The following is a 17,191-nucleotide window of genomic DNA, read 5'->3' as shown; positions in this document are numbered from 1 at the left end:
CCTCGCAATGCACGGTATGTAAATCGAACTTATAACAGGATCTATTTTATGAATGCAAAAATCTTATTACCACTCGCCCTGATCGCACTGTCTGGCTCTGCTCTTGCTGATGATGCCACTACAACCTTGCACTGGAAAGGTATTGTGCCAACGGTTGCACCGGGTGAAGGGGTGATCATTACCGGTCCTTCTGGTCGCCTACCTTATGTTGACTCTGCAGGCTTAGATGTAAAGGACAGCACAGGTGTATTCACATCAGATCAGATCTCATTGGAGCTGCACTACCGTAACTGTGCCGATGGCAGCGCCGCTGTTGAAGGTGTTTGTTCTGCTGGCTTTATGCAGGGCGATGTTGCTGAAGCTGTCGGGGATATCATCCCTGATGCTGACTGGACCATGAGCTCATTAGAGACAGTGATCGGTACGCTCGATACAACAGGTATGGCGACTGTGGTTAAGATGGAAGGCACTAAGATGGACAAATCTGTGCCTGTTACAGCAACCACAGGTACTGTGACTTTCACCACCGAGAATGAAGAGAGTGTGGTGACTTCTGGCATGAGCGAGCTTGTTGCGGGTCAAAACATCGAAGTTCACACAGTGATCAACTCTGCAAAAGCTATCTAAGATCCACCCGCGTATGACCTAGCCTTTGGGCTAGGTTTTTATCAGTCAGATATATCAAGAGCATCCCATGACATACATAAAAACTATTTTTTGTTCAGCGCTGATGCTTGCTGCCAATAGTGCGTCAGCTCTTGATATCTCTTCATCTGATACACAGCATGAGTTCAGTGTGGATACGCAAATCGAACTGGATAAATTTTATGACAGAGAAATTATTAAATTTGAGTTTGTAAAAAAGAACTGGGAGCTAGAGTTCGATACTCGCAATTACAAATTTAATGATATCTCTGATGTGCTGCAACTGGAAACCACCATAGGTAAGAGTGACCCACTTAACGCCTATTCCCTTAATCTTGTTGAGAATGAATCGGTTTGTTATGACCTCAAAGGGGCACCGACGCAGAGCCAAGATTTAGTCACAGTCTATGTTGATGGCAAAGAGATAACGGTCGGTGAAGGGTTAACTAACCTGGAGTTTGATGGTGTAGACCGAGTTGGAAAGTACAGCAACTTCGATGTAGAGCTGAAGTTTGAGCCAGTGAGCTTAAGTGATGACTACTGCAAGGGGATCATTAAGATGAGTATAGAGATAGAGATATGAGATATAACAGACTTACCTTATCCATTCTATTTTGTCTCGCTTCAACCCTTAATCCTCAACTTTCACTGCCTGCAAATGCATCGGTAAAAAGTGAAGGGATTGAGATCCCAGCCGAGTTTGCTGACATGTATGCAGGCACCACAGAGCGGTTCACTTTTGAGCTTGCTAGCGCAAATGAGCAAGTGTCAGTTGAGCTGAATTCGACCCCAACCTCGGCTTCACTTAACGCAGCCAGTATTGGCCGTGTAGAGCAATACCTTACGCGCTATGAGATCAATAAAGCCTCTATCGTTGAGATCCTGACAGCCATGAAGCGTATTTCGACCTCTTCTTTATGTCAGGGCAAGGTGTCTGAGTGCAGCTTGATGCCGGAGCGTTATGCATTTACCTATGATTTTGAGCAGAAACATCTGACCTTGTTTGTCAATGTGGGGCTGATTGATAGCCATAAACGACTAAAAACGTTTCATGATGCAACCAATACTCAATATGGGGCAATCAACAGTATTAACCTTAACTATCACTATTTTAGTGATGGCGGCTCATCAATGATCGCCAGAGATGAAACCTTAGTAGGGCTAAAATATGGCGCGATCAAATCGAGCATCTATGCCGATACCGCAAGTGATAAATTTGAAGTTGAGCAGCTCTCTTACGATATAGAGAGTGGTTATCATCGCTTTCAAATTGGCCACTTTAAATATGGCTATGAGCAGAACAGCACCGCATTTATGGATCTCTCTGGTGGTTACTCTCAGGATGTGATCAACTACTCGTCATCGAAAAATTTGATCGACGGTGGCAAGCAAAATAACAGGCGCCTTTTTTACATACTGCCTAATAAAGGGCGCATTGAGGTCTACCGTGATGGTCACCTTATCTATAGCCAGAACGTGGATGCTGGCCAGCAGAGTATTGCGTTTCGCGAACTTCCCTATGGCTCCTACGCCGCAACCATAGTGGTGGTGTCAGCTGGACGAGAGATCTTAAGAGAGCGCCAGCAGATCGTTAACAACAGCGCATTTTCACTCAATAAAGGTGAGTATGACTACAGCTTTTCAGCTGGCGTGCTAAATGATCGCTATGAAGATATGGGCGATGCGCTTGATGATCAGAATGCCAGTTTGAAGTTACTTCAAGAGAAGTTAGGTTACCGTGTTGATATGGAGGCTCTTGGTGATGGTTTCATCAATAGTGGCAAAGATGCTCTGCCTTATGAACATGTTTTTGAGCGGTACCGTGAAGCCAGAAATTTGCAATTAGACAGTAATAACTTTGTTGAAGGTAAGGCCAGTTATCAGATTACTGACAGCATTATGCTCGGTGGCCGCGTGCTGTCTAATTCAGACACGACTTTAGCTGAAGTGGGTTATAAGCAGTCGATTAATGATGCGTCTACCGCTCAGCTAAAGTACGCCTCGTTCTCTAATGGCAGCCAGTTTTTTTCCGCCGATGCTAACTTTTACAATATTGGCGTTGGCTATGAAAGATTTGACTCTGCTGATAGCGACTATGGTCTTGATAACTACATGTTATCTAATAGCGGTTATGAGCGCCTCAATGTCAATCTTTCCTCCAATATCTTGGGAGGTCAAGGTTATCTGCTGTATGTGAACAACAAGGTCGATGTAGACAATGCGCCTGCACAATTTGTTGATCAGAGTAACTACTGGTCAGTCAGTGCCGGTTACTCGCACAGCTTTATTGCAGACTCTACGATTAATTTCTCGGCAACCTTCCAAGGTGGCGAGAGCTTTGGTCTTAACGATGATTGGTATGCGGGGATCCTATGGAGCGTCCCTTTATCAGGCTCTTGGAGTGCAAGTTCATCTGTTTCGGTGAGTGAGCAAGGGGTTGATGAGTTCAGAAACAGTGTCGCCCATGATGTGCAATTTGGCGATACATTATCGATGAATAATGAACTTGGGATCACCTATAACGGTACGGATATAGACAGGAATATGAGCTCAGATCTCTCAAGCAATATCAGCTATAACGGCGAGCATATTATGGCTGATACCTATGCCTATATCAGCTCAGATGGCACAAGCTCCGTGAGCACCAGCCTGAACAGTACCCAAGTGTTATCGGCAAAGGGTGAGCTCTATTTTACATCGCAAAAGAGTGATGCGTACATCATTGTGGATGCAGACAATCAAGGTGGTGAAGATAGCCACAGAGGCCTGCTGTCTGTTTATAACGAGAACACCTTAAGCTATAACGAAAATATAGATAGAGAAGACACAGTTATCCCAGTAGATAAGTTTAAGGCGTTTAACGTTCGCCTCGATACGGACTCCTCTAACTATATCAGTGAGCAATCCCATGAAGCGGCTGGCTATAGCTTACCAGGCACTGTGATTGCACTGGATATTGATCTGGTCAAGATAAAAACCTTTATCTCCTCATTTGATGATGTGAATAACAAGGCCATCTCGCAGGTGGAGTGTAGTGGCGAAGGCTGTGTCGATGTGGAGAAGGTTGAAGAGGGCGTGTTTAAAATCTCTGTGATTGCAGGCTCTGACTATCAACTGGTTTCGCAAAACCAAACCTGCGTGACACCGACGTTAGACAGAGACTCAACCTACATAGTTAACACAGGTAATAACTACTGTTTACCTGGGTTAGATAGCGAGGATGCCTTTACCTTCGCCAGTGACAACCAGCTAGCTCCTGTCGTGATTGATGGCAATGAGTATTACTTTGTCGGTGTGTTTACCAATGATGCAGAGTCGATGAAAACCGGACGTCAACTCAAAGGCGTGGGCTTGTCTGTTATCACCAGAACGGTGGGCCAACGTCGTTATGTCTATGCCACCAATGAGTCAGTTTTAACGGCTCAGCAAGCAAGGCTACTCAACGAATTAAGTCTTTATGCGAAGCGTCTGATGAAGCAAGACAACTTCGCCAATAACTGGAATTAAATTATGAATACATTAAAAAGTATCTTGTTTATTTGTCTGTCGTTATCGGTATTTGATGCGCAATCTATGGCGATAAGCAGCTTAATGTTAACCAATGCTGACAGTAAAGCTGGGGTGTTTACCTTAGATAATACTGACGAGATCACCTACTTCTTGAAAACATCAGTCTCTAAAGTTGAGATTGTCGATAATGAGATCATTAAAACCCCCTACACCAGAGCAAACTTAGACGCTTGGGGGATAGCAACTAAGCCATCAAAGTTGGTTATTGAGCCAAATATGGTGAAGGAGATCCAGGTAGAAAGTATCTGTGGTGATAAGTGCGTAACCGATCGAGATCAGGTCTATCAGATCAATATCCAACCTGTTTCCTACAGCACTGAAGGTAAAGAGCAGTCAAAAATTAATATGCTATTTGGCTTCTCTCCCTATTACATCGTGCCAGCTAAACAGAGTCAGGTTGAGTACTTACTTGAGTATCAAGGCGAGACAATTACGGCCAAGAATAGCGGCAACACCATGATTGATATCGTAATTGATCAGTGCCGAGAGTCGACACAAGCGCAAGATAAGGCGCTATGCAAAGCCAACTTTACCATTCTTGCTGGGCGCACTCGTGATATTCATGTGCCTAATGACCTACAGCGTAGCGAGCTTGAGGTAGTGGTGTTAAATCATGATGAATCTTTCAAGGAAGCGATCACCTTAAGACGAGGAAAATAAGATGCGTTATCTATTATTACTCTGCTTATTGAGCCTCAATGCCCATGCTTTTACCATGAGCGGCAAGCTGGTGGGTGAAGAGTTAACTTGGTATAACGCGCGTGATGTTGCCGGTGACGCTGTTGTGCCAAACTACTGGTTTAAGCCTATGCGTTTGCCTGAAACCAAGAGGTGGGTGCCCGGTACTTACACTACGCCTAGCCAGTTTCAAATTCAGTTAAGCAGCGGCAGTGATACGGTCTCAGTACCGCTAAAGCTGACTGGGGTACGTTATCACCCGCTCAAAGGTTACGAGAAATCTCCCTACTCAGATACTTATCCAACCTGTAGTCGAACCGACTTAGGCCAGTTTATCTTAGTTCGAAGTGGGGGGCAGGGCGATTTTTGTATCGCAAATAGCAGTATTCATTATCAGGAGGCAAGCCCACCATTTAATAAATATCAGCCTTCATTTGAACTGGATAAAACACGGCTGATAGCGGCGCTTAATGGTAAACCCAAGGGGATCTATTCTGGGACTGTAACAGCAGTATTTAGTTATGGCTTCTTTGCAGAAACATCGGAAACGGTAAAAACCTACCGTAATATTCCGATGACCTTTTCGATACAGATCAACTATAGCCCAAGTACTATCAAGCGTATCAATGTGTTGGGTAACGGCCATATCACACCTGAATATGATACCTATAAACACACAGTCAGCGGCACAACAGGCTTTAAGATCTCGGCACTGGGCTCTTTTCAAAATGGTCTTAAATTTAAACTGATTAACAAAGATGCCAACGACTATACATTGAAACCCGATAGGGGGGGCTCAACCTACATTCCTTATAACATCAGCTGTCAAGGATGCAGCTCTGCACCTGAGTTGGTTATCGATGGCAGCGTAGTGAATGAGGGAAAGGGGCAGATAGAGGCACCTAACAGCACCATGATCCCATTCATGCTCAAGGTGGGCTTTAAAGATGTGTCGGTCAACGATGTTGAAGATAAGCGTTATAACGACCATTTTACTGTGATGTTTGAGGTACTGCTGTGAAGCAACAAATGAAAAAATTAACAGGCTTAACAACAAGCTGCGCTATGATGCTGTGCATTTTTTCGTCTCCATTATCTGCCAAAGGCTATTATGATGATGGTGACTTTTATTTAGGGGCAAAGTTTGGTGGTGCGTTACTTGACCTAAATGGAGAAGGCAATCAGGCCAGTAAACAAGAGGATAATCCGGTCAATACCACTACGGGTATCGTTTTTGGTTATAACCTTAATGATCACCTCGCACTTGAAGCCGATATGAGTTATTTAGGCCGCTACCAGTCAGAGCTGTCTGATAACTCTGATGAGCTGTTCTCAATGGCCACATATCTTTCGACAGGCTATCACCTGTCTGATGAAGCATCACTGTATTTTAAGCTAGGTACTGCTTGGGTCGATGATGAGTTACGGCTTAGTAGCGGCCTTGGGGTAAGGTATCGGCTGTCGCCAAACTGGGAATTAGATACAGGCTATCGTTGGATCCAAGATACGCCAGCTGCCAATGACGATCTTTATGAGTTTACTCTAGGGATGACCTATAGGTTTGGTGTCAGCAGAGCTGAGCCATACAAACCAGCGCCTATTAAGACTGCTCAAGTTGAGGGAGGAGAGGTGATAAAGCCTCTGCACCTAGCCGAGAAAAAGCGGATATCAATTGAGGCTGAAACCCTATTTGGTTTCGACAGTGATAGACTCAATCATACTCAAAGTCTGTATGAGTTTGTGCTGCAGCTCAATGAAGTTAACAAGCATGGGCCGGTCACGGTTACCGCTTACACCGATAATGTCGGTACAAAATCCTATAACCTGATGTTATCTAAGAGGCGAGCTGAGTCAGTCAAGAGATACCTTATCTCTTTAGGGCTGGCGGCTGAGAGCATAGCACTTAATTGGCGAGGGGAAGCGGATCCTATCGCATCAAATAACACCTTAGCAGGGAGAAAACAGAACCGACGAGTTGAGATCTGCATTGAGCAGTAGATATTTATACTAATTGTTATTACAGGTGAGCATATCTCTTTTGTTTACTGCTGACCTTTTTTAGGTAGTTGCGCGTCTCTCCCCTGATATGCCTGTTAGTGAGAAACCAATAAAACTCGCTAACACTCATTTTATTGATACGGGCTATCGCTTTAGTGCGATTTGCCCGAGGATCTAAACTTTTCCATAGGTTGCCGCTGCCACCGTTGTAGCTTGAAATCATGGCATACTCCAGCTTCTTAGGATGATTAATACCGGCTAAATAGCGTTTTGATAATATCTGTAGATAACCAGTGCCGAGATCGATATTTTTTTGTGGATCATAGAGGTATGCAGAGGAGGGGGTGTGTTTGTAGCCCTTAATTAAAGAGAAGTAGTCACGCCCCGCGGTATTGGCTTTGACCTGCATTAAGCCTAAGGCGTTGGATCGGGATCTGGCCATAGGGTTGAACGAGCTTTCCGTTTCCATAATCGCCATGATGAGTTCGGTTGGCACTCCATAACGCTGGCTTGCGGCTTGAGCGTAGTGAATATACTTCCCTCCTGCTATTTCGGTATGTTCGGCTACCATATGTATGGCAACTCTGACACGGCTGTCTTGGCTGATCTTATGCTTGATTAGATAATCCGCGAAGCGCTCTGCACGCCAGGAGTACTCAATTGCTTCTCCTTGATGATCGCGTATTTGTCCCCAGAAAAAAGGCTTCTTTCCCTTATTGATTAAACCAAAGTCTTGAGCGGTTTTTGCGTCGATAAGCTTAGGGTCTACTTGAGTAAGTAGAACCTGCACGATAGCTTCTTTCAGCTGAGCTTTGTCTGGGGTTTCTATTAAGATGATGCCACGCTCAAAATCCACATAGGTGCTGGCGTCCCCCTCCTCCTTGATGGTGAGCACTGATGGCCTTGCCGTGGCTGAGCCTGCAGTCGTTCCCTGATACTCCCTAAGTAACGCAGCAACATCACCATCTCCTTGATACTCAAGTAGCAGGGCTGCAACATCGGCATCATAGTCGCTAAGTTGGACTGCATGGCAGGTAAGAGGAGAGAGAAGAAGGGGAAAGCATACAAGAAGGGTCGGCTTCATCGTTTTATAACAGTGATTTATCGCTCATATTATGGCGATAATACGCTAGGGAGATAGTGTGAAACAAGGTCATTTTTTATGATCTGTTCTCTTTAACTGTTTATTGCGATACATATTCTCATCTGCGGTTGAGAGCAGTTGTGCCAGTGTTGAGCTGCTATCTGGTTTTATCACAGCGTAACCATAGGAGAAGTGGATCTCCGGCAGGTAAGTTTGATCGGCAAGGTGTTGATTCATTCGGTCAATATAGATGTTGATAGATTGGGTGTCCTCGGCATGTATGATGACAATAAACTCATCGCCTCCCCAGCGCGCAACGAGATCGCAGCTGCGGCTATTTTTCTTAAGGTTCATGGCAAAAAGGTTAAGCAGTTTATCTCCCATATCATGGCCATATTTGTCATTGGCAGTTTTAAACTTGTCGAGGTCGAAATAGATTAAGATGAGTTGACGCTTTAGCCTACGTGCTAAGTCTTGAGTACTTTGAAGTAGGTCAATTAAGCCGCGGCGGTTATAGATTTGAGTCAGGGGATCGGTATAACTCATTTTTAACAGCTGATCCTCTTTGTAGAGGTGGCGAAGATCACTGTCAATCACCTCTTTTATCACGCTAAGAGCGTCAATATACTCCTCTGGATAATCGGTTGTTTGTGTGTCGAGCACGCTTAATGAACCAAAAATACTGCCGTCCGGCCAAGTGATGGGGAGTCCAAGGTAGGAGAGGTAAGGCATCTCCTCCTTTTGATATCTGCAATCTTCTCTAATGTCTTTGACGTACAACCTTTGACCTTGGGTTATGACATCTTTACAAAACTTATTGTGATCCATATTAAACTGGTTTGAGTTTAATTGTGTATTGCATGTTTGCGATGTGAGAAACTTCTCAATGCCTTCGGGAGTGACTCGGTTAATGATCATGGTTGGAGCATCAAACATCTCGGCACAAATATTGATGAGCCTTTGCCACTTATGCCAATCCACCTCTTCAATTTCAATATTCAATGTGGATAAATTGAGGTTATCTGGTTGGGTAACATTTACTGCTTTTTTCTTCACCGCTCAGCCTTTAACTGCAGCTTACATTTAATTAAGTTTAGTTAAGAGATGATTTTTGGGAGTAATATCTTCTTAGGATTACACCATGGGAAGTATAAAAATAGTTTTGTTAATCACCCTTTGCTAAAGTTTATGGTCGGTGAGAAGCTTTTTATACTAATTAGTATTATCTATTGGCTCGTCAATACTTGTCCGAGATAGAGCTGCAGTAGTCCATCGAGCTGTTGAATATCAACCCCTGTGATCTGTTGGATCTTATCCAAGCGGTACCTTAATGTGTTTCTATGAATAAACAGTGCATTGGCACATTTTTGCTGATCACCGAAATGAGTAAGGTAGGCTGTTAAGGTTTTATTGAGTTGGCCCTTTTTATCAGCATCTATCAATGTCTGAAAAGGGGTGACTAACTCCTCACCGCGCCAATCATCTTTGAGGGTTGAGAGCAGCACTCGTAGGGAGTAATCATCATAGAGATATTTGTTTTGATCTGGTGATAACTGCATGCCTAAGGCTAAGGTCTCTTTTGCGGTTTGGTAAGAGCGCGAGATATCGGCTGGTTTGACGAAAAAGTGTCCAAGAGAGATTTTTAATCTGGCGTTCATCTCTAGAGGTAAACGAGAGAGAAGTTGATCAATACGTTGGCTTTCTAGCTGTGGATCCCACTGTTTTCCATTGAGGAAAGCGGGTTTTAAGATCACCAACTCTGTCATTGATGTCATGGCAACCAGATTACCGCGAGAGGGGCTTTCGAGTAGATTAAGCACCTTCTTTAAGATTGAGTTGGCAGAGATCTGCTCTTTATCTCCCTGAACCTGAATGATGGCGGCGACGCGGGGCGCATAGATATCGATGCCAAGCTGTGAGGCCCAATCAATCAGGTGTGGTGTTAGCTCCTCTGTGGATTTAATGAGTTGAAGAATAAACTCCTCTTTTTGGCGATATTGCCACTGGGCTAGCTCAAGAGAGTTTGCTTGCTCAACAATCAACTCTGCCGTCATCTTAAGCAGCTCTCCATAACTGTTTAAGCGCTTGGGGTCGCCGGTAATACCAATAACGCCAATGATCTCCCCTTGATGGTGCAAGGGTAAGTTAATGCCCGCCTTGACGCCGTGGAGAGTATCAGCACTTGCCGCATTTATCTCGACAGTTCTGTTTTGGCTAATGGCGAGTAGTGCCCCCTCATGGGTTGAGCCTATTCTATGGCCTTCGCCAGAGCCTAAGATCACACCTTGAGCGTTCATCACATTGATATTGTGAACGATGATCTTCATCGTGCGTTCAACAATCTGCTGAGCCAAGCTTGGGTCAAGAAAGTACACTGGCATTCCCCTAAAAGTTTCATTTAGCTTAAAGGATTTTAGGCATATGGACTATGAGGTATAACAAAGTTTAGTAAAGCCTGTTTGGAGCAAAGAGTCGCTATTCAGAGAACTGTTTCTATCAAGATGTAACTTGGTTTTATGGGGCTATTTATATATTACAGATGTTTTTTCCCCTGTTTATTTTGATACATCTTTTTGTCTGCGATAGCGAGTAAGCTTGTTAAGTCGCGTTTATCATCTGGGGTGATAATTACATAGCCGAAGGAGTATTTTATTTTTGGTATGTTTATTTGGGGTTGGTGGCTATCTTGGTTTAGCGTTTGATCTAATCTGCTGATAAATATCTCAATACTGTTTTCGCTCTCAGCATGAAGAACCACGACGAACTCATCTCCTCCCCAGCGGGCGACGAGATCACTGCCACGACTACTCGCTTTTAGCTGGCTGGCAAATGTAGTGAGCATAAGATCTCCGACATCATGACCTAAGTTGTCATTGGCTGCTTTGAACTCATCGAGATCGAAAAATAATAGTATGAGTTGACGATTTAGTCTTTTGGCTAGATCTTGGGTGTTATGTAAAATTTCAGTGAAACCTAGCCGATTATAAATCTGAGTCAAAGGGTCGGTGTAGCTTAGTGTCAGCAGCTGCTTATGGGTTTCTAGGTAGCAAAGATCGGTTTCTATTACCTCTTTTATTACTCTAAGTGCATTGATAAAGCTTGCTGGGTAATCGGTGACTTGTGTATCAAACAGACAGAGGGTGCCAAATACACTGCCGTCGGACCAAAGGATAGGTAACCCCAGATATGAGAGGTATTTGTCTCGAGTAAATTCTGGATTCGCTAACCACTGTGGATCGAGTCTCGCATCTTTGACATAAAGCTCTTTGGCGTGAGTCGCGACATAATCACAGTAGATATCTCCTCCTGATGTGCTACTGCCTGGTTTGTATATGGTTTCTGTTTTTTGTGAAGCGACAAGGATCTGGATCCCTTTTTGATTGGCTTGATTGATATAGGACGCAGGTGCATTAAATATCTCTGCGATAACATTGACTAGTCTCTGCCACCTTTGCCAATTTACCTCATCTATCTCCAGATCGAGTAAAGATCTATTTCGATAGTGGGTAATAGGTGTCGTTACTTGACGGCTCACAAGCTAACCTATGATCTTTAGTGGGTGGTTTAAGCTTAGCTAATTGGAGGAGGTCTTGTTTCTTCTTCTCTGTTTTATCAAGCCGCGGAGCGCCTTTGGTAGTGTTTTTATCTAAACAATCCTGTATTTAAAGATGAAAGTTTCGATCTTGTTAAAAATGTGACAATATGTGTCCACTGAATGCCGTTTATTTAGTATCCGACATCCAAACAGGACATAATAATGAAAATACCTAGGTTAGTTCCAACTTTAATCACTGTGTGTGTGGCAAGTTCGTTTCATCTACAAGCAGCTGAGTTTAAATTTAATAAGAGTCAATCGATTCATCATGCTGCTGGTGTGAGTCAACTTAACCAATTTGAAAAGACCCTCTCTGTTAAAACTGCAAAAGGGACTCAAAAAAGTAAGCAAAAGCAGATATTCAACGGCGTGCCTGTCTATGGCCATCATTTGGTGGTTGAAGCCGATGGTGAGTCAAATATAGCTTCCGGTCGCTTAGCTCAAATTGATGATGATTTTTCTGTTCAAGCTGGGATCACTCGAGGTCAGGCGATTGCATCACTCAATAAGCTATATCAAGGTTCTGCAGCTTCGGGTCAAAAAGAGGTTGAGCTGGTGGTCTTGATGCAGGACGAGACTCCCCGTTTAGCTTATCGGGTGTCATATCTGAGTGACAAAGGCGACACGATATCACGTCCAGCAGGTTTAGTTGATGCCAACAGTGGTGCAGTTATTCGTCACTGGAATGAGCTAATGACGGCTAAAAATGGTAAAGGTAAACCGGGTGGAGGCAATGGCGGCACACCAGTTCCCTATGATGCCAGTGGGCCAGGAGGAAACGCTAAAGTTGGCCGATACTATTATGGCAGTGATTTTGGCTCCTTAGCCGTACAGGAGTCAGGTGGCACCTGTTCCATGGTGAACGACAATGTTAAGACCATCAACATGAAGAGCAAGACACGAGGGGGAAATACATTCACCTTTACTTGTCCTGAAAACAGCTATAAGACAACCAATGATGCTTATTCCCCGTTAAACGATGCTCACTACTTTGGTAATGTTATCTTTAATATGTATCAAGATTGGTATCAAACTGCTCCTCTAACCTTTCAGTTAGAGATGCGTGTGCACTACGGCCGTAGATATGAAAATGCCTTCTGGGATGGAAGAGCGATGTCTTTCGGTGATGGCGACAGTTATTTTTACCCTTTGGTGAGCCTAGATGTGTCGGCTCATGAGGTAAGCCATGGATTTACAGAGCAAAACTCGGGTCTGGAGTACAGTGGTCAATCTGGCGGAATTAATGAAGCTTTTTCTGATATGGCCGGTGAGGCTGCTGAGTTTTATATGCGCGGCAGTAACGACTGGAAGGTGGGGTATGACATAGTTAAAGGCAGTGGTGCATTGCGTTATATGGATGATCCTACCCAAGACGGTAACTCTATTGGAGATGCATCTTATTATACAGACGGGATGGATGTTCACTACTCTTCAGGTGTATTTAACCGAGCATTTTACCTTCTATCTAATAAGACTGGATGGGATACGCGCAAATCTTTTGATGTATTTGTATTAGCCAACCAACTCTATTGGACTGCGACAAGTGATTTTAAAGATGCTGCATGCGGTGCTGAGAGCGCGGCAAGGGATCTTGGCTATTCAGTGGCGGATGTGACTGAAGCGTTTGCTTATGTCAGTACATCTTGTGTGAGCTATTAGTTCTATAAATTGAAATCTAAAGCCTACACATAAGTGTGGGCTTTTTTTTTGTCTATGCTTCGTCGCTTTTATTGGTGGTCATGAGCGTTGCAATTCGAGCTTTAAGTGCCGGTAAAAGAGTAGATTCGCACTCAGGATGTTTCTTCAAAAATAGGTTATTTCTGGGGCTGGGGTGGGGCAACACCATATATTCTGGCCAGTACTTTTGCCATTGGGAGATGGCTTGGGTTACGTTGAGTTTCTTACCCTCTGCCGACTTTCCCAGATGATAGTCGATGGCATATTGACCGAGAATAATGGTCAGTTCTACTTGAGGTAATTGACTAAGTAGTGCTTCACGCCAAGTGACTGCACACCTTTTTAGGGGCGGTTTATCACCACTTTTTTTGCCGTTATGTACGATAGTTCCCGGGAAGCAGAACCCCATAGGTAAGATAGCAAACAGACTAGGGTCGTAGAACTGCTCATCACTGACCCCCAACCACAATCTCAACCTCTCTCCACTGGGGTCACTAAATGCGCGGCCATTATCATGAGCCCTTATCCCTGGCGCTTGGCCTACAATTAAGATTTTAGATTTACTTGAGAGTTGAATAATGGGTTTAGTCGGCAGGGGAAGTTCTTTCTGACAAAGCTGACAGGCGGAAACTTGACTGATTAAATTGGTAAGGTTATCTGTACTCATTATATCTGCAGCTAAATGCTTAATGGAGTGATAACACCAGTATATCTTTACCAAAAGAAAAGGCTAGAACCCGTGGATATGGGATCTAGCCTTTTTTCGAAGCTCGAAGCTCGAAGCTCGAAGCTTACAAGCGGTAGCTCATACTTAACATGATTAAGTGAGCGTTATAATCGTGACTGTTAGAGCCAAAACCGACTACATTCCAGATCCCGTCTGGCGCGATATCATTGCCAGCATCGTTATCTTCATACTTCTCCATCTTATAGTCTACACGCAGCGCCATCTTTTCAGTGGCTTGGTATTGACCATAGATATTGACGTTGTGGACCTTAGCGTAGTAATCGCCGTAGTCACCTGTGATACCTTGAGTGACTTGAGTATTACTGTCTGAATTTGAGTAAGTGTAATCTACGCCAAGACGCAGTTTCTTCTCCATCAGATTATTGTAGCTCCAGCCTGCACCTATCACGTCGACTTGATCTTCAACGACACCAGTCCAAGTTGGCGCAGAGAAACTGCTACTGCCAGCCTGTTCTGACTCGATGTTTTGACGGTTGTAGAAAGCCGTCAGTGTCATGTCATCGCTTAGCATATAAGTGACGCTAGCGTCATAACTTAGGTCAGTTGATTCCGTTAAACCAATCTGAGTCTCATCATAGTCATCAATTGCATAACGAGTACCTAAGTCTAACGTTAGGCTATCGGTAGGGTTGTGAGTGACACGAGCTTCAATCATGGTGCGTTTGCGATCGGCTAAGTTATATTTACGTAGCAGATCATTTGACTCACTCGATGTCCACTCAGATGCCTGATATTGCGAGCCATCTCGTTGACCGTAACTTCCCTTAACCCACATATCCCAGTTTTCGAAACTGCTTAGGCGGAACTTAGTCCAAAGCGTGTTTTCATCTGTGGTTTCACGGTCTTGATATGAACGCTCATCGGTACGGTAATCGTAACCGGCCTCAAGTTTCATACCACGGTTGATACGATAATCAACACCTAACTTAGCGCGTTGAGTAGTGATATCGTATGGCGTGTTATAGGCAACTTGGCCGTTAACGTCATTGATGCTGATCTGAGTCCACTCTTCGATGTTGGTCTTGTTATCACGATCTGAGTAATCGTAGCTGGCGTTAACGCGTACGCTTCGACTGATGCGTGAGACTAACTTTAGATTAACCCCAGTTATATCAACTTTGCCATCAAGAGATTCAGTTGGCACTTGGTAGCCGTAACCTGAGGTGACAAAGGCTTGATCTTGTGTCATCTGACCATAATGAACACGTGCGCTCATGATGGTTTGACTAAGATTCATCTGACCCATCAATGACACTGTGTGGGCTTCATTATCTGGATCAAGAGACATATAGCCGTGTGTTGCCGCACCAAAAGTTGGGTTAAATGCATTGTCGAAACCCAATTGACTATAAGCGTTCTTAAAGACGGAGCCGTTATAGTTGATAGCGGTAAACCAGTTATCGCCTTTTAGTTTGACGCCAGCTTCAATAGTGTCAGTGGTGTAGTCAACAGGCTCTGCTAACATCATTGACTGATTGAAGAAGCTGCCAGAAGCTTGCTTGAGTCCGGTTTTATCTTCACGCTGATAGTTAACGTAGGTGCTCCATAACTCCTCACCTTGGTAGGCAAAGCCTAGGCCCGCATGCTTACGCTTTAGCGACAGCTCAAGTGGGTTTAAGCTGTTATATAGCTCGCTCATATCCTGACTAGAGCCCGCCGTTTGCCAATTATCTGGCAAGGTTAGGTCATCGCCGCCGATGCCCAAGTATGGGCTCATGGCACTGTCGGTTTTATAGGTCGCAATTTGACGATAGTTCAAGTTCAAATTGTATTGACCTACTTTACCCGCATTGATATCTAACCGACCGTTTTCCATGCCTAGGTTGTCAGCTTCGACAGTGGCACGGTAGCCGCTTTTGCCTACATAAGTGAGATCAGCATCGACCTTACCTGTAAACTCATTTTCAGCAGCAAAAGCATTGGCAGAACGAATATCATCACTATCGTTATAACCCACGCCCACACCAACGGTGCCGTTAACGCCGGTTTCAACCACACAGCGCTTACAGTCCCACTTATCAAACTTCACCTTATCTGTATTGGCATTTTGCAGGCCATAGCCTCCAGCAGCCATTGCAGTGCTGGCAATGCCAGCATTAGCAAGTAGGGCGAGCGTGACTAAATTTAATTTGAATTTCATCTTCTCGACTCCTTTTTAGCGCTGAAATAGCTTGCCAGATGGGTGGTTTGAACCATGGATCTGGTTATGACAATTCAAACAACTACGGCCGCCTGTGAAAGCATTTCCGCCGACACTAGCACCTTGGCTTGTATTACCTAGGTAAGCGTTACTTGCGTGACCATCGCTTGCATGGCATTGCTGACATAGTTGTGGTGCGCGTGTCTTTAACATGGCATCGTTTACACTGCCGTGAGGGTTGTGACAGGTGACACAATCTTCAGTGACGGGTGCATGTTCCCACAGCTTTGGGCCACGCTTCTCTGCATGACATGAGTAGCAGGTTTCATTCACGCTAGGCTTGACGAGATCTGCGTCGCTCATGGTGCCGTGTGGGTTGTGGCAATCGCTACACACCATCTGGTTCCATTTCATTGGGTGGCTAGAGCGCTTGTTCATGTCCGCTTTCTGTTTAGTGTGGCAGCTAGTACACACTTCCATCTCAGTGTTTTTAGACAGAACTGGATCTTTTTCTGTATGGACTGAGTGACAAGAGGCGCAGGCAACATCAGCATTGTCATGGTGACCACCATTCCATGCCATGCGCTTATCATCCTGGTGACAGCTCATGCAGACGCTGTTTTGCTTTTCAGCAGAAAGAGTTGACTGTGGACCGAAGGCGATCATCGGCTCGTTGCCGCCCTTGTTATGCTTACCCTGAGGGCCATGGCATGACTCACACTGCAGGCCAGCCATCGGGCTCTTGCTTGAATCGATAGCGCCATGGACACCCTTGAAAATATCCATCACTTTTTCAGAGCGGCGGTGACACATCAAACAGGAGTCTGCACCCTTAGGTGAGTATTTACCTTCGGCAAACTTCTTATCAAGTGTGGCTTCGACTTCATCTGGTGTCATCTTCGCATCCCACTTAGAAGCGGTTGCAGATGTGGCGAAACCCAGTGACAAGATGGCTGAAACCATCAGTGCCGGCAGCACGCCTGTAGATAATTTTTTCATTGTTTTTATGATCTTCATAATAGATTTCCTGAATTTGCATACTTTGGAGAAAGTGGG

At 44.5% G+C, this 17,191-nt stretch carries 14 protein-coding genes; 7 read left to right on the top strand and 7 right to left on the bottom strand.

Features of this window, described 5'->3' with window-relative positions:
- Positions 1–48 precede the first annotated feature (48 nt).
- The 6 genes from K0625_RS01510 to K0625_RS01485 all read left to right on the top strand — a co-directional run bounded on the left by K0625_RS01510 (position 49) and on the right by K0625_RS01485 (position 6,891).
- Positions 49–627, top strand: a complete 579-nt coding sequence (locus K0625_RS01510) for a hypothetical protein (protein ID WP_220108036.1) — start codon at positions 49–51, stop codon at positions 625–627.
- A gap of 67 nt (positions 628–694) precedes the next feature.
- Entirely contained in the window at positions 695–1,228 is a 534-nt protein-coding gene (locus K0625_RS01505) for a hypothetical protein (RefSeq protein ID WP_220108035.1), read from the top strand.
- Complete coding sequence (locus tag K0625_RS01500; RefSeq protein ID WP_220108034.1) at positions 1,225–4,152, top strand: TcfC E-set like domain-containing protein; 2,928 nt, start codon at positions 1,225–1,227, stop codon at positions 4,150–4,152. The genes K0625_RS01505 and K0625_RS01500 overlap by 4 nt, the downstream gene beginning before the upstream one ends.
- A 3-nt stretch (positions 4,153–4,155) precedes the next feature.
- On the top strand, positions 4,156–4,875 hold the full coding sequence (locus K0625_RS01495) for a hypothetical protein (RefSeq protein ID WP_220108033.1): 720 nt from the start codon (positions 4,156–4,158) through the stop codon (positions 4,873–4,875).
- Between the two features lies 1 nt (position 4,876).
- Positions 4,877–5,914: a hypothetical protein gene (locus tag K0625_RS01490; protein ID WP_220108032.1), complete on the top strand. Its 1,038-nt coding sequence runs from the start codon at positions 4,877–4,879 to the stop codon at positions 5,912–5,914.
- An 8-nt stretch (positions 5,915–5,922) separates the two neighbouring features.
- Positions 5,923–6,891, top strand: a complete 969-nt coding sequence (locus K0625_RS01485) for an OmpA family protein (RefSeq protein WP_220108031.1) — start codon at positions 5,923–5,925, stop codon at positions 6,889–6,891.
- 19 nt (positions 6,892–6,910) lie between these two features.
- Here the strand turns inward: K0625_RS01485 and K0625_RS01480 are convergent, their stop codons facing one another.
- The 4 genes from K0625_RS01480 to K0625_RS01465 all read right to left on the bottom strand — a co-directional run bounded on the left by K0625_RS01480 (position 6,911) and on the right by K0625_RS01465 (position 11,510).
- Complete coding sequence (locus K0625_RS01480) at positions 6,911–7,975, bottom strand: transglycosylase SLT domain-containing protein (protein ID WP_220108030.1); 1,065 nt, start codon at positions 7,973–7,975, stop codon at positions 6,911–6,913.
- 69 nt (positions 7,976–8,044) lie between these two features.
- Positions 8,045–9,031 (bottom strand): GGDEF domain-containing protein, encoded by a 987-nt coding sequence (locus tag K0625_RS01475; protein ID WP_220108029.1) that lies wholly within the window; start codon positions 9,029–9,031, stop codon positions 8,045–8,047.
- A gap of 170 nt (positions 9,032–9,201) precedes the next feature.
- Positions 9,202–10,350, bottom strand: a complete 1,149-nt coding sequence (locus K0625_RS01470; RefSeq protein ID WP_220108028.1) for a sugar diacid recognition domain-containing protein — start codon at positions 10,348–10,350, stop codon at positions 9,202–9,204.
- Between the two features lie 158 nt (positions 10,351–10,508).
- Positions 10,509–11,510 (bottom strand): sensor domain-containing diguanylate cyclase, encoded by a 1,002-nt coding sequence (locus tag K0625_RS01465; RefSeq protein WP_333473827.1) that lies wholly within the window; start codon positions 11,508–11,510, stop codon positions 10,509–10,511.
- Between the two features lie 222 nt (positions 11,511–11,732).
- Here K0625_RS01465 and K0625_RS01460 point away from each other — a divergent pair, with 222 nt between their 5' ends.
- Positions 11,733–13,229: a M4 family metallopeptidase gene (locus K0625_RS01460; RefSeq protein WP_220108027.1), complete on the top strand. Its 1,497-nt coding sequence runs from the start codon at positions 11,733–11,735 to the stop codon at positions 13,227–13,229.
- Positions 13,230–13,281: 52 nt separating this feature from the next.
- On the opposite strand, the gene K0625_RS01455 is transcribed toward K0625_RS01460, so the two are convergent.
- From K0625_RS01455 to K0625_RS01445, 3 genes are all read right to left on the bottom strand, one after another.
- On the bottom strand, positions 13,282–13,914 hold the full coding sequence (locus K0625_RS01455) for a uracil-DNA glycosylase family protein (protein WP_220108026.1): 633 nt from the start codon (positions 13,912–13,914) through the stop codon (positions 13,282–13,284).
- A gap of 124 nt (positions 13,915–14,038) precedes the next feature.
- A complete protein-coding gene (locus tag K0625_RS01450) occupies positions 14,039–16,135 on the bottom strand; it encodes an MtrB/PioB family decaheme-associated outer membrane protein (protein WP_220108025.1) in 2,097 nt (698 codons plus the stop codon).
- A 15-nt stretch (positions 16,136–16,150) separates the two neighbouring features.
- Positions 16,151–17,152: a DmsE family decaheme c-type cytochrome gene (locus K0625_RS01445; protein WP_220108024.1), complete on the bottom strand. Its 1,002-nt coding sequence runs from the start codon at positions 17,150–17,152 to the stop codon at positions 16,151–16,153.
- Between the last annotated feature and the right edge of the window lie 39 nt (positions 17,153–17,191).

This window comes from Shewanella nanhaiensis, from assembly GCF_019457885.1.
In the GTDB taxonomy this organism is placed as follows: Bacteria; Pseudomonadota; Gammaproteobacteria; order Enterobacterales; family Shewanellaceae; genus Shewanella; species Shewanella nanhaiensis.
The sequence above is the reverse complement of the archived record's forward strand: the minus strand, read 5'-3'. Positions and strand labels throughout refer to the sequence as shown.

Excerpts from the sequence above, each read along its gene's own strand:
- K0625_RS01510 (WP_220108036.1), top strand. The coding sequence starts at position 49 with ATGAATGCAAAAATCTTATTACCACTCGCCCTGATCGCACTGTCTGGC.
- K0625_RS01505 (WP_220108035.1), top strand. The coding sequence starts at position 695 with ATGACATACATAAAAACTATTTTTTGTTCAGCGCTGATGCTTGCTGCC.
- K0625_RS01500 (WP_220108034.1), top strand. The coding sequence starts at position 1,225 with ATGAGATATAACAGACTTACCTTATCCATTCTATTTTGTCTCGCTTCA.
- K0625_RS01495 (WP_220108033.1), top strand. The coding sequence starts at position 4,156 with ATGAATACATTAAAAAGTATCTTGTTTATTTGTCTGTCGTTATCGGTA.
- K0625_RS01490 (WP_220108032.1), top strand. The coding sequence starts at position 4,877 with ATGCGTTATCTATTATTACTCTGCTTATTGAGCCTCAATGCCCATGCT.
- K0625_RS01485 (WP_220108031.1), top strand. The coding sequence starts at position 5,923 with ATGAAAAAATTAACAGGCTTAACAACAAGCTGCGCTATGATGCTGTGC.
- K0625_RS01480 (WP_220108030.1), bottom strand. The coding sequence starts at position 7,975 with ATGAAGCCGACCCTTCTTGTATGCTTTCCCCTTCTTCTCTCTCCTCTT.
- K0625_RS01460 (WP_220108027.1), top strand. The coding sequence starts at position 11,733 with ATGAAAATACCTAGGTTAGTTCCAACTTTAATCACTGTGTGTGTGGCA.
- K0625_RS01455 (WP_220108026.1), bottom strand. The coding sequence starts at position 13,914 with ATGAGTACAGATAACCTTACCAATTTAATCAGTCAAGTTTCCGCCTGT.
- K0625_RS01450 (WP_220108025.1), bottom strand. The coding sequence starts at position 16,135 with ATGAAATTCAAATTAAATTTAGTCACGCTCGCCCTACTTGCTAATGCT.
- K0625_RS01445 (WP_220108024.1), bottom strand. The coding sequence starts at position 17,152 with ATGAAGATCATAAAAACAATGAAAAAATTATCTACAGGCGTGCTGCCG.